The sequence below is a fragment of the Alteromonas sp. a30 genome (assembly GCF_026788005.1).
Taxonomy (GTDB): Bacteria; Pseudomonadota; Gammaproteobacteria; order Enterobacterales; family Alteromonadaceae; genus Paraneptunicella.
On the sequence record NZ_JABEPE010000002.1, the window covers coordinates 322,090 to 335,542 of the forward strand.

Consider the following 13,453-nt stretch of genomic DNA (forward strand, 5'->3'; position numbering starts at 1 on the left):
TGAGATCACTTAGGATTTTCATCGTAAGAGCCAAAGAGGTCCTTCTCCTTGGCTTTCAATTAATTATAGGTGTGCAACGACCCAATCGAGTAACTTATCAATGCCTGCATCCATATAGCGGTAATCGTAGGCACCACCTTCACTGTTATTACAGCGGCCAATTTGCGTATGACTCAAATTCGCCCAGCTATGCTCATACCAAGATGTTTGGCTATAACAGAAAGAATGAACCGCGCCCGCAACAACAGGAGCACCTGTGGCGATATGACGGAACTTGGGTTTAGTCACGCCCGAGAAATATTTACCAAGGTCAGCATAACGAGAATAGTAATCACCATTCAGTGGGTTTCTGCAAATAGGCTGATCGGCTGTATTTAGTTCATTTTGCAAATCATTGGCAACGGCATCTAATAAACCAACATAAATGGGAGTATTCCCCCAGCCAGAATGTCGACGAATTTCTCGTGCCATACGTGTCGCCAACGCACCTCCGCGGCTCGAACCTAAAAGCACAATTCGGTCAACTTGGCTCGAGTAACCATGTTTTAAAAACCATTGAGTAAAGGCATTCTCAGCTTTATCTTTTGCGCTTGCGGTGTTTTCGTAGTTAAAGTTACTGTTCAGTACGACACTGAAAAAGGTATTCGATGAGCTCAAGTGGCCTGAACTAGCTAGTTTGGCAGCAAGAGACTGGCCGTTTAAAAGCGTATTTCTCGATTTATCACCTTTACCCCAATCCTGATCCCATGTGTGATTTTGTCCAGTCAAACAGTTAGATGCACCGGATGAACCCGAAAAGCCCTGCTGGCCCGCGATCAACATAACCATTGTGCGTACGTTACCTCGGCTTGGTTGCCACACTTTAGAAACAAACGTATTTTTGCGGTATTCCGTCCAAATACCTTCGTTTTTCCATTCTGGATATTCACCGTGGTCTGTCCAACTAAACAGGCTTTTCTTCCAACGAACACGATCTACTGATGCGTTAATATCAGCGAATACGACAGGCGCCATAAGACAGCTACAGGTCAAAGCGACCATAGCTTTTTGCATGAATTTTTTCATCTTTCTCTTCCTCTGTACTTATTGTTATTGTGGCCCCCCAACACACACGACAGGGAAGCTATTTTTAGGAATAACAGATGAGTAAAAAACTGGCTATATTAGTAAAATATGGTTTAGATTTAATCAGCCTTTAAATGGAACCCACGGTCAAAACTTTGCGGCAGAAGTCAAACTAGATGAATAACAGGCAGGTGAGAAAGCGAGGCATGTCTCAATATTAGTACGAATCGTGTGAACGTTAACAAAATGGCTGTTAATGCAGCGGCTCAACATATTGAATGATATTAAGCCGCCATTATTAAAAAGGATTTTTACGGGATAAACCAGTAATAATCACCGGTGTAACCCACTTCTTTAAAAAAGGCTTTCCACTCATCCACATGTAAAATGGTTTTTGCCGTTAATGCCCATTGCATCATGCGCTCTTTCTCTTCATCGTCACGATACGCATCTACCGTAATAAACGCTTTACCTTTGCTCACGCGCATAATTTCTTGCAACGCTTTGGCACAGTCGTCTTTTTCCAGATTGTGTACGGTATTAATGCTAATGACCGCATCAAACTGATTGTCGTCATAAGGCAACGACATAGCGTCACCAACTTGCAAAAAGGGCTTCACTTCTTCTTTCGCATGCTCAATGGCATATTCAGATATATCAATTCCGGCAACCGTAATGCCAGGGATATGCTGCATTAAATCAAATAAGGTAAAGCCCTTCGCACAACCAACGTCTAAAAATCGGCTATCAGCAGTAAGCGCAAAATGTGATTCAAAATCAGGGACAACAGGGCTCCAGAAACGCGGATTGTAATGAAACCCACCATACCCGTACAAGCGGTCACCATCGAAAAATTCCTTGCCGTATTGTCGTGCAATAGCACGCACTTCTTCCGTCATAATTTCGCTACGGCCTTTGGTATCGCGTTTGCTTTTTGGATAGTTCCTAAGTAAATCGATTTCCATTGTGTTTCCTAAGTTAAATCGGGGGTTAAACCTTTCGCTGAGTTAGCGTTAACATACTCAAAATAAAGTATTTAACAATGCTTCAATGCATTTACTAAATGCTGATGCACTTCTGCATAACGTTCTTTCGCTGTATGGCTACGCAACGTGCGTTCTTGCCCTTTTTTGGCAATTTCACGCGCTTTTTCAGGATGCTCAATCAAGTAGTTCGCTTTTTCAATGCATTCATGCAGCGAGGTATAAGTCACCACTTCGGTATCGCGCTCAAACAAATCACTCATGTTGTCACCGTCATTGGTCAACAAACATGCTCCAGCGCCGGTTGCTTGGAATACTCGCATCGCGCCAATTTCAGAATACATGGCATCGGTATGGCGTTGAAATGTGACTAGTGAATCATGCAATGTTTGAAAATAATCATCACCATAAACAGGCTTATGGACCGTACCTTTTGGCATCAAGTAACGCATTGGCGCAAAGGGGTTAGGATACGTACTGTAATCCGCATCTAAGTCTTTGTAATACTGCTCTTTCAAAGGAAATTCGATGAATGGGTTTGTATCACTTTCAGGATCCACAAAGGCGTCTTTATCGTCTATCCAGCCTTCTAATGGCGTGTTATGTGCCAGCTTAAGTAACTCCCAATACCGGGTTTTGTGGCCGGGACCAAAACCGTTGCCAGAAGTGCCAATAAAGCTAAATGGAATTTCCCGTTGCGTAGGTTTCATGCGCGCTAAAATACGCTCATCCCAGAAATGATAAATTAGGTGGGTTTCACAGCCCAATTCACTGAAGGATTTTTGAATATTAGGAAATGCCGCAAAAATAATCGTGTCTTTGGTGACGACATCATGACCATTAGGAAAACCAGAGTGAACGGCTATTTTTTTCACGTTGGGTAATTCATCTTGAATAGCGTAAATAGCAGCAGCGGTTATGCGAGTAAACCCTTGCAAATAAACTACATCAGGGTTAAGCGATTTAAGCTGCTCAAGAACAATTTTTACCTGCCACAACTCTCCATCGGCCATTGCTAAATCATTTTCTTTGGCCCACTGCTTTTGCAACCCTTCAACATCGTAAACTATTTCATCAACTCGATTGCCCAGTTTACGCATCTCATAAGCAAACACATCCGAATAGTTATAATTACCCGCTAGAATTTTTTCTAAATAAGCATCGTAGCTTAGACCTTGATAGCTTGGATCCGCGGCAATCTCTTGTCTTAAAGTCAGGTTGACAACGGGGGCAATTCGAACCACATGATAGTTGTTCATCGAAACTCCTAATCTTTGCGATGAGCCGCATCCGCTCACCTATACCGATATTCTTATATCGTCCTATTTACAAAAATCTTTGAAAATTAAATCGCAACATCAGCCTTGAGCCTTTGATGCAAAACATATTTCAGCGAGATTATAGGCTCCTTTATTCCTAAAGAAACCCAAAGCTTATGCGATAACTAACTGTGCGATGATTATTTAAAGGCTCTATCCCAAAGTTAGCCAAATAAGCATCGTTAAGGATTAGAAAAATAGCTGTATCTTTTTATTAAGGAAATCAATATGAAATTAAAGTCACTAGCATGCTGCCTAGCACTTCTATCTGCAAATACCCTTGCAACACCTATCACCATTACCAATCCTGACTTAGATTCTCAAGTCCTATCAGACGGAGCTTTCACCAACAGTGTACAGGGTTGGGCTGTTATTGATGGTTATGCTGGGGTTTATAATCCCCCAGAGTCACTTATCATCGGTGAGGCGGGAGCAGGATCACACGAGAATGTGCTGTATCTAAATGGCGACTCACTAGTCACGCAAACGCTAAATACCAATTTGGCGTCTGATACTGACTATACTTTAACCTTTGATGTGGGTGATAGATTAGACACCAACTTCCCTAACTATATCGTCAAAGTAAAAGCGGGCGGTAACACTGTGTTCACTGCGATTAATCCGCTCATTCCAAATGGCGGGGCATTTTCCCCAGTTACATTAACATTCAGCACAGGACAAACAGCGACCGCCGGAAACCCTATCGTAATTGAAGTTGAAGCAAAAGATAACGGACAAGTTTTACTAGACAACTTTACCCTTGATGCCGTTGCAGGTTCGGGCAACACAACAAGCCAATTTGGTCAATGGAATCACCCGGCGCTTGGTGGGCAAACTTACGCTGTAAGCACGGTTTATCAAGCTTCTACAGACGGTTTCATTATCTATTTGAATGGAGGGAAATGCACGCAAGCTCAGCACTTCATTCAGGTTGGCGATACACCTTCACCAGATGCCTTAGTCTCAAGGTTAGAAAATTATGGTTCAATGACAGCACCAGTGCGTAGCGGTCAATATTGGCGAGTTTTACGTGTTAGAGGGGGCAATGATGGAACTTGCTCCGATACCATAGGTTTCTTACCTTTAAACCCATAACCTAAAGACTATGATACAGGCGGCTTCAGTCAAAGCTGCCTGTTTTTTAATTAAGGCTTATGAATATACACTTTTGGCTGCTGACGAAGCACATCGAAGTTATCCTTTGCCCAGCGAATTGTTCGTTCCAAACCTTGGCTCAAGGATACTTTGTCCTGCCAGTTTAAGGTTTCGCGCAAACGCGATGCATCAAGCAAATAAGCGGCATCTTTACCCGGACGATCTTCTGTCACCTCACACACATCTTCAAAACGTACTTGCATCATTTCGCAAATCATATGCACTAATTGACGAATCGATACCGTTTCCGTTGTGGAAATATGATAGGCGCTACCAAGCTCGCCTTTTTCAGCGATTTTTAAAGTGGCATCGGATACATCATCCATATGAATGAACGAACGTTCTGAATGCCCGCCGCCATGCAATGGCAGTTTTTCACCAAGCAAAATACACATAATGGTTTTGGGAATGATGCGATACAACTGCTGACCTTCACCATAAACGTTCGCCGCCCGAGTACTAATAACGGGGAACTGATGTACGTCAAAGAAGGTTTTCAAACTCATGTCTGCCGCGGCTCTGGAAACGGCATAAGGCGTGCTCGGATTAAACACGTGATCTTCTTGAACAAAGCCACTACAACTGCCATACACTTCTGGTGTAGAAATATGAATATATTTGTCCATGTAATCTTTTTGGCGCAGCATGTTATGGAATTTGATGGTTGATACTGCGTTGGTCATAAACCAATGCTCCGGGAAATCCCAGCTTTGCCCGACCATGCTTTGCGCTGCAAAATTATAAATATGCGATGGTTTTTCCTTGTCGAGAAGCGATTCAATTTCGCTAAGATTCTGATTTAAATCGAGCTGATAGAATTTCAAACGAGAGGACTGCTCAGGCGTAACCCATTTATAGGGTAATAATGCATCAACTGGCTCTGCGGAGCGACTCATAGCAACAACGTCATAGCCTTGCTCTATCAGATGCTTACAAAAATTGGCTCCAGAGAATGAGTTACTGCCAACAACACAAACTTTACGTCCCATTATTCACAACCCTTTTTTAGTACGCTCGCCAAATGCTGCATAAGCATATGCCCGACAATCATCTGAGTATCTTCAGAAATTTGCATGTCATCAATATTAAAGTGTATAGGGTACTGCGCAAGCGCCTTCGCTTTGCCGCCACTGTAGCCCAAAATCGCGAAACTCTGCATGTTTAGTGTATTCGCTTGTTCTAGCGCATTAACAATATTGGGCGAGTTGCCACTTCCTGAAAGCACTATCAGTATGTCTTTGGCGTTAGCTTTAACTTTAAGCTGATGTGCGTAGATATTGTCGTAGCCTATGTCGTTGCCTAGACAAGTTAACACTGCGGAATTAGCAGACAACGCCTCAACATTTAACGCCCGACCGTTGGGCTCAATGCCATACAAAAAGTCGTTAGCTAAGTGAATTGCATTACCAGCACTACCGCCGTTTCCGCACAAAAACACTTGTCGCTTGTTTTCAACGGCCTCAATAAGGGCTTCTGCAAGCACTTCCACGGGAGACCAGTCGACATCATTTAAAACCGACTGCAAGCGCGCAACGTACTGATTGATTAAGGTAATCATGCCAAGTTATTTTCCTGCATCCATTTTAGGTTATGAAAACGCGTTTCATCTTTTAACGCACCAGCCATATAGGCATCAATAATTTCATTTATGGCAATTTGCACCGATTTCTTCGGCTCAAAACCAGTTGCGAGTAATTTGTCTGAGTTAATTCTATATGAACGTGGGTCATTTGAAGGGGTGACGATAATTTCAGCTTCTTTTCCTTCTAAATTAGAAACTTGTTCTACAGCCATATTGGCAATATCCAAAATAGAAATGTTCTCGAAGCCAGCGTTATAAACACCAGTCACTTGTGGATTTTGCAACAAAAATACATATAGATCGGTAATGTCATCAATGTGAATATTGGGACGGGTTTGTTTGCCACCGAATACGGTAATACGACCATTGGTTAGCGCTTGCATTGTTAACATGTTCACCGACACATCCAAACGCATACGTTTGGACAAACCACAGACTGTAGCCGGACGAACAATCTGAACGGTCATGTCTTCGGAATAGCTTAACAATACGCGCTCAGATACCATTTTCGTTTTGTTGTATTCAGAAATAGGCTCTAACGGCAATTCTTCTGTAACCTGCTCTTCCTCTTTCACGCCATACACACTGCCAGAAGATGCATAAATAAAGTGCTTAATACCACAACGTTTTGCTTTATCGGCAAGCTGCATGGTAGCTAGCGCGCTCACTTCCCATGTTAATTTCGGGTTTAGGTCTCCACATGGATCGTTGGCAATGGAAGCGAGATGAATAATGGCATCCACACCCTCTAAATTAATGGCGTGCGTATCGCGAACATCTTGTTTAAGCACAGTTAAATTGGGGTTTTCAGGCAAAAAGTTGCCAAACCATTGAGTATCCAACGCTACAACGTCATAACCTTGCTCTAGCAATTTCGGAACAAGCACTGTTCCTTTGTATCCGCAAGCACCTGTTACCAATACTTTCATAATATCTCTCTTTCTATTTCTTGTTGTAGCTATGAATAATGATTTTATGTCCAACCGCAGCGTACATGCCAACATGCGTGCATTCTACGTTGAATTGCTCACATATATCATGCCATGCTTTTTGCTCACCAAAGGACTTAGAGGCACGATTACAATACCAATTATCGAACAACAACTTCGCCCCTTCGCTTAAATGAGCCTGCTCAAACAAATGGTAAAGCACATCGTAGGTAGACTCGTATAAATCGCAATCAAGGTGAACAAAGCCAAATTTGCGCTCAGGTTCGATGCTGGAAAGCGTATCTTTATACCAACCTTCATAGATATTGATATTTTGTTCATCTAGGAACTGACTGCATAACTGTTTAAGTTCGTTAGCAGATAGCCCCTTTGCCGTCCCTTCTCCCCATGCGCCTGAAGCGACATGAGGCGATTGTAAATCCGCGTCTTTTGTTGAAGCAGGAAAGCCTTGGAAGCTGTCGAATAGGCACAATTCGCGAGGTTTCATCAAGTGCATCGTTTCATGAGATGATAAGTGACTTGAATAGTAGTTAATGGTTTTTGCTATAAGTGAGCTTGAATAACCTGAACAGGTACCAAACTCCGCAAAGTCTCCTTCCACAGAGGAAATAAACACGTAGGCAATACTTTTAACAATTTCTTTGTACACATCTGGAAATACGATATCACTGCTTAATGAAGTCGATAATGTTTCCTCTAATGAAAGCCAAGGTAAGTAGTAATAGTTTTCTTTAGAAAGAGATATGAAATCACTAAAAGCCACTTCCTGTAAGGATCGAGGCAAAACAATAGAAATGCGAGAATCATCAAACCCGAGGCTTCTACACGTCGCGATGATTTCATTGATGTAAGTGGAACAAATAATGAGTCTTTCTACTACATTGTTTGTTAATTGCTGCGGCAACATCACCGGTTTCCCTTGAAACTCACCTTCTTTATTAGAATCAACAAAACAGACGACCTCAGATAAGGCATCGCTTGCTTGCAAGTAGCGCTGAGCTAATGATCCTGTTCCCCAAATGGCTACACTTTTATTCATATAGATTTCACTAAATTTAGTTGTTTATAAACGCAGTTTGCTCTGCATTTACATTTATAAGATTACTTGTTCTTACTTTTAACATGTCTCATTTTGTTCTTGCGACACTACCATGCTATCCAATTTATCAAAGCTGGACTTAATGACATCAAAGGTGTCATCTTGCCATACCAGCTTTTGCATTGCGTTTGCTCCTGCAAAATCAGCCCCTATGGTGAAACCTCTATCTAGGAAAGATTGGGTAGAGGTGTGGGCGTAATCTTCCGTCACCTGTTTGTACATTATGTATCGGCAATGTGAGCTAAGCGCGCACAAATGCATTGGACCGTTGTTAACCCCTAAATTAATGTGGCTTAGCTCATACAACGCCATTCTAAGTTCAACGTTAAAACACGGGTCCCGATAAATATCGCACCCGGTTTCGCTAGCTAGCGCTAAAACATTTTCCGACCAGCATCTATCTGTATCGGGCAAAATCACAGGAAAATAAATATTTTTGTCTAGCTGACGAAGAAATGCACACCATTCGCTAAATAAGCTGTTTCGTGCAGGCTTAATATGCGACTCCCGGATTGTAACCGTTACTACTTTTTTGCAAGCACCACTTTTAGCAGGGTTCATGTAATCTAAATACTGCTGCACACATTGCCTCGCCTGAAGAGAAGCTTGTAAATACGCGACCTTTTCACCCTGTTCCGTTAGTTTAAAAAGTTGGTCAAATTCCCAACAAGCAATCGGTTGCTCAACGGAATAGTTGTGCGGGAACACATGCTGCGCCTGAAAGAGCAACGATGCAGCCTCCTCTTTTGTGGTTGTTAAGGTAAAACCATGACAAGAAGGTAGCAAGCCACAGGATTGCGCTAAGATTTGCCGCTTACGCCAGATATGTTCATTCGTAGAAATGATGCCACGAGCAGCAATATTAAAATCGTTGTTGGACGCATTAACAACGACAACATGGACACTATCGCATCCTAGCTTTTGCCGCTGTGCTTCTGCTAAACACAAAAAACCCAATACATCAAAGGTTGCCCTAGCCACATCCAAATCGTAAAACGCATACAACACTTGCTCTTGGGCAAACTCCCTGTGAGCCGACAAAGCATCGTTATGATCATGCTCTACAACACGATTTTTATTATGTTGGAACCAATAAATGTGCTCGCCTTTCGCTCCAATGTCTTTCAGTCGTTGGCTAATGTCGGAAATTGCCCACGAGGCAACAACGATATAATCAAACATTAGGCCCATTGCTTCATCAATGGAAAAACAGGGTAAGCCGCATAGCGACTCTGTGTTTATCTGGGCATCTGTTATCGCAACAAGTTCACATTGTCCTTGCAAATGTTCAATGAAATAACGGGCTGAAGAACCAGAACCGTATAACAGCACTTTTTTTTGGTGAAGTTGAGAAGGTAAGAACAGATAGTCTTCCATATATCACTCAATCGCTTTCACAATGCTAAGAACACCATCCAAACCAGCTTTTATTTGCTGGATTTTATCGGCATCTAGGCTAGATAAGGCTTTTTTCACTTCCGTGGTGGAAATGCTTGGTGTTCGGGGTAAGTAAACAACTTCACACAAAGGCGCTAAATGATCAAACTCGCCGCGCCAATCTTCGCCAATCCCAAAAATTGAGACTTCATGATGCTGAATATCGTGCTGTTTTTGTACCCAGCTATTCTCAGGGATTACGAGATCTACACAGGATAGGGCCTGCACAATTTCAGCACGCTCTTGATAGGCATAAACACTTTGCTTACCCTTATCAGCATTAAACTCATCTGTTGATACCCCAACGATGAGTTTATCGCCCAAACTACGCAAGCGTTGCAGCATTTTCAAATGACCAATATGGAACAAATCGAAGGTGCCGTAGGTAATAACGGTTTTAAGTTTTGAAGCAGATGTCGATGCAGAGGTATTCATGGGCGCTAGTTTACCTAATTACTTCATTTTGAACAGAATTATTCAAATACAGTGGCATTTTTCAGCATACCTAAGTGCCAATCTTTCACAGGTGTTTTCCAGTCACCATAGTGGCGCTGTAAATACCCTTCCACATCAGAAGGAATAGGGATTGACTGCCCCTTAAACTCTACGTAATCAAGCGTTTTTAGGTGGTAGCTGGGCATACTTAAACCTCTAGAAGACAACGCATAATCCATATTGTCACCTTGGATATATTTCAGGAAAATATCCAACATAGGTAAAGTAACACCATCTTCCACACATTTTAGTTTAATTCCCCTAATCGCCCCTTTGGGTACGGCACCAAAGTCACGACTGGCTTTGTGAACCTGAACATCCCACGCTTTACCAGTGTGTTGCGCTAGGATAGGCAATACTGATATTAGCGCTTGTTCGGCCTCTAGAGCTTGTTCACTTGGGACGGCAATATCAAGATCGTCATCCCAAGGAATCAAGCCACCATCACGATAAATACCAAGTAAGGTTCCTGCGTCCACATGAAATTGTACATTGGCTTTTTTAAGTGCATCGCATACCAAAAATAAAATAAATTCAGCCAAAGCAAGCATGTCACCATCGCCACCTAACATCAGAGGCTTAATGTAGGAAGTTGAAAGCACTTCTAATTTATTAGGAGAAATATTCAATTCAGATGTGAGTTGTTTTTGAATCTGTTCAAAAAACTCGCTCGCAATGAGGATTTTATCGAAATCATAGTTAGATAGTGCCAGTGGCGAGATAACCGGAATGCCTTTCAACGATGCCCCTACCTTTTCCATCGCGTTATCTGCAAACGCAAGCACACTATAATCTTGGGCCAGCTTGTCTAATGCACTTAAGCCTGACTGACTTGCACCAAAGATGATCACTTTGGGTTTTTCTAGGGTGTTCGCCATGCCGTTATCCTTTTGGAAGTTGAGTGAATATTGCCGCAGAAATCACCAAGGGACTGCCATTTAAAGCTTATCAATTCTCACTTACACTGTTTAGCAAGATTAAAGAATAGTTATTTTTCTTTGAAGTTGCTCCATCAAATCAAACCCATCCCAGATCACATTAAAATCAAGTGCCTGACCTAATGGGACGATTCTATCTAAACTTATTATCGGCGATTGTTGCATCAACTTAACCCAAAGCTGCCTGTCGATTCCCCAATAGATTAAGGTTTGGCAACGTTCATCAACACTTTCAATCGCGTCGTCTAAGGAAGCCACGTCAACAACATAAAGTAAGCCATTACCTGCATGCCAATTTAGTTTCTCTGGACTAAACGTTGGCAGCTCAAGTATGCATAAGTGCTCAGATAAAAGAATATTTATTTCTTTACTTTGCGACTGAATTAACTGAGTAGTGACAAGGTGCTCATTTTTCCGGGTCAGCTCAGGCGCTTGATACATTTCTGCCAATTGATTCAATGCCTGAGCCAAAGCATTTTTTTGGCTGTCATCACCTAACCAAAACAGCACTTTAGGAGAAGAGCACGCTTGCTGTTGGTAGGGTTGAATATCTCGCCACAGCTTTTCTGCCACCTCCGCAAGCTCATGATTAGACGTAAGCTTTTCACCGTTGATTACCGCAACTGAATAGCGGTCAGAAAAGCCAATATCACGTGTTTTAGGCTTTGCGGGGACGCTTCTAATTTGATTAACCGCTTCATCCCCTCCCCATAATATACGAGCATCGGATAGGCTTGATAGCGCCGATGTAATGTGGGCTTGGTGTTCATAAGTGATGAAGATATTGCGTTCAGACAACGCGTTGAATTGCGGTTTTTGAAATAGAGTATTAATCATACTCAGTAGACGCTGTTTAACAAAAGACGTCTGACGAGACAATCTTAAAACATTAATATTGCCAAGTACCAACGCACAAACCCAGCTATAAACAAACATGGTATCTACGTTGGCTGGGGTAAAATGTAAAATACGGCCTAAAGGGAAACGAAAAATATGATTTTCCGCATCCTTTTCCAGTGAACTTTCATATTCCTTTTGCCATTTAACAACTTGGCTCTTTCTCAACCAAAAACCCAGCGCTTTCAGTTCAGGTTCCTTCTCCAATAATAACGCCTTCGAGAACTCATGAAGAAAGGTGAGTGTTGGGGCATTAAACGGCTCTAAAGGAAGAAGTTGCATACGCTCAAGCACACACCCTAGCCCTCGACTATCACAGGAAGCGGGTTCGCCTTCATTCGATAACGATGTTGGCACCAGTATTTGAACTTGAAAGTCAGGTGCATCAATTTTATTGGGCTGTGTCACTGCAACCTCGCATTTCTGTTTTAGGTAGTCGCCCCTCAACAGAGAAGTACTTACCTTTACGCCCACAAGCGCAGTCATCAACGCCGAGTACAACGCCTAAGTCCTCTGTAAGAATGCTGTGCCCAGGATAACTAGTGGGTAAAGTAGAGATCACCTGAATCAACCCTTTCTGATGCAACGTCAATGGCTCAAGGGTAAAAGGATCACGTATTAATAAATCGGCAAAAACAGGTGTATGTAGATGTCCCGCTTCACACTCAACAAAAATAGAACCCACTTGCTCTGCCATGCCATAAAAGTTATGTACTCGACTCAAGTTTAGTGTTTCCGCTACTGTTTGCTTGAAACTATGATTGCTAACTTTTTCGGCTTCTAGCTTTTTCCAACCACCGCTGTGAATAAGTATCCCATCTGGTAAATCGAATGAAAGGTTTTTACTTTTAAGCGCTTGAATAAAGTATTTCCACACCATAAAAGTAAAACCAAATAGCAACACTGGCTTGTTTCGGTACTTTTCACAAAACGCTTCAATCACAGGCATATTAAGCTGCATTTGGTTATCAAGCGCATAGGTATGATCGCGACCAAATAATGACAACCCTTGAATGCCGGCACCTCGAGCACTGTATGTTTCTCGACCATTGACCACATCAGGGCTGTCAATTATCAGCATTGGCAAGCGAGACTTGCCAATAAATCCTTGTAGAATTTTCACCAATACTTTGGACTGCCTGACCGCCGTATCCCTATCCAAAATGACTTTGGCTGGCGTCTGAGATGTGGTTCCCGATGAATATAAAGTTTTAAACACGACCTCATCAGACACGCTTGATAATGACAAGTATTTAAATAGGCGAACTGCTAAATAGGGATAATGTTGCAGCTCGCCACTTAGAGAAAATGGCCCAATGTCATATGAAGAAAAGATATTCTGATATTGTAAACAATGAGACAGATGATGCTGATGTAATTGCTGAAGTAATGGCTTTAAGCGTTCCGTTTTTTCTGCCTGTAATAAGCTAAAACCATCTTCATTTAACAAGCCATTGAACGCCGTTTCATAGCTTTCTATGTTGTCACTTAAATTATCGTTCGAATTGGAAAGCATCGTATTTGTTAGCCTGC

Annotated in this window: 13 protein-coding genes; 1 reads left to right on the forward strand and 12 read right to left on the reverse strand. The window is 42.2% G+C overall.

The window, feature by feature from the left end; all coding sequences use genetic code 11:
• Window positions 1-63 precede the first annotated feature (63 nt).
• From HJG39_RS03595 to HJG39_RS03605, 3 genes are all read right to left on the reverse strand, one after another.
• The gene (locus HJG39_RS03595) at window positions 64-1,065 is read right to left on the reverse strand and encodes a hypothetical protein (protein ID WP_268406883.1); all 1,002 of its coding nucleotides are present in this window, start codon (window positions 1,063-1,065) and stop codon (window positions 64-66) included.
• 311 nt (window positions 1,066-1,376) lie between these two features.
• Window positions 1,377-2,030, reverse strand: coding sequence for a class I SAM-dependent methyltransferase (locus HJG39_RS03600; RefSeq protein ID WP_268406884.1), 654 nt, complete (start codon window positions 2,028-2,030; stop codon window positions 1,377-1,379).
• Between the two features lie 71 nt (window positions 2,031-2,101).
• Window positions 2,102-3,307 carry a glycosyltransferase gene (locus HJG39_RS03605; protein ID WP_268406885.1) on the reverse strand — a complete coding sequence of 402 codons (1,206 nt, stop codon included), beginning with the start codon at window positions 3,305-3,307 and terminating at the stop codon, window positions 2,102-2,104.
• A gap of 288 nt (window positions 3,308-3,595) precedes the next feature.
• On the opposite strand from HJG39_RS03605, the gene HJG39_RS03610 reads away from it, so the two are divergent.
• Window positions 3,596-4,462, forward strand: a complete 867-nt coding sequence (locus tag HJG39_RS03610; RefSeq protein WP_268406887.1) for a hypothetical protein — start codon at window positions 3,596-3,598, stop codon at window positions 4,460-4,462.
• 50 nt (window positions 4,463-4,512) lie between these two features.
• On the opposite strand, the gene HJG39_RS03615 is transcribed toward HJG39_RS03610, so the two are convergent.
• The 9 genes from HJG39_RS03615 to HJG39_RS03655 all read right to left on the reverse strand — a co-directional run bounded on the left by HJG39_RS03615 (window position 4,513) and on the right by HJG39_RS03655 (window position 13,436).
• On the reverse strand, window positions 4,513-5,511 hold the full coding sequence (locus tag HJG39_RS03615) for a GDP-mannose 4,6-dehydratase (protein ID WP_268406889.1): 999 nt from the start codon (window positions 5,509-5,511) through the stop codon (window positions 4,513-4,515).
• Entirely contained in the window at window positions 5,511-6,080 is a 570-nt protein-coding gene (locus HJG39_RS03620) for an SIS domain-containing protein (RefSeq protein WP_268406890.1), read from the reverse strand. The genes HJG39_RS03615 and HJG39_RS03620 overlap by 1 nt, the downstream gene beginning before the upstream one ends.
• Window positions 6,077-7,033 carry an NAD-dependent epimerase/dehydratase family protein gene (locus HJG39_RS03625; RefSeq protein ID WP_268406891.1) on the reverse strand — a complete coding sequence of 319 codons (957 nt, stop codon included), beginning with the start codon at window positions 7,031-7,033 and terminating at the stop codon, window positions 6,077-6,079. The genes HJG39_RS03620 and HJG39_RS03625 overlap by 4 nt, the downstream gene beginning before the upstream one ends.
• Before the next feature lie 13 nt (window positions 7,034-7,046).
• Window positions 7,047-8,093, reverse strand: a complete 1,047-nt coding sequence (locus HJG39_RS03630) for a TylF/MycF/NovP-related O-methyltransferase (RefSeq protein ID WP_268406892.1) — start codon at window positions 8,091-8,093, stop codon at window positions 7,047-7,049.
• A gap of 78 nt (window positions 8,094-8,171) precedes the next feature.
• Complete coding sequence (locus tag HJG39_RS03635) at window positions 8,172-9,530, reverse strand: hypothetical protein (RefSeq protein WP_268406897.1); 1,359 nt, start codon at window positions 9,528-9,530, stop codon at window positions 8,172-8,174.
• A gap of 3 nt (window positions 9,531-9,533) precedes the next feature.
• A complete protein-coding gene (locus HJG39_RS03640; protein ID WP_268406898.1) occupies window positions 9,534-10,025 on the reverse strand; it encodes an adenylyltransferase/cytidyltransferase family protein in 492 nt (163 codons plus the stop codon).
• A 38-nt stretch (window positions 10,026-10,063) separates the two neighbouring features.
• Window positions 10,064-10,963, reverse strand: a complete 900-nt coding sequence (locus HJG39_RS03645; protein ID WP_268406900.1) for a LicD family protein — start codon at window positions 10,961-10,963, stop codon at window positions 10,064-10,066.
• Between the two features lie 99 nt (window positions 10,964-11,062).
• Complete coding sequence (locus HJG39_RS03650; RefSeq protein WP_268406901.1) at window positions 11,063-12,328, reverse strand: acyl-CoA reductase; 1,266 nt, start codon at window positions 12,326-12,328, stop codon at window positions 11,063-11,065.
• Window positions 12,312-13,436, reverse strand: coding sequence for a LuxE/PaaK family acyltransferase (locus tag HJG39_RS03655; protein ID WP_268406903.1), 1,125 nt, complete (start codon window positions 13,434-13,436; stop codon window positions 12,312-12,314). The genes HJG39_RS03650 and HJG39_RS03655 overlap by 17 nt, the downstream gene beginning before the upstream one ends.
• Between the last annotated feature and the right edge of the window lie 17 nt (window positions 13,437-13,453).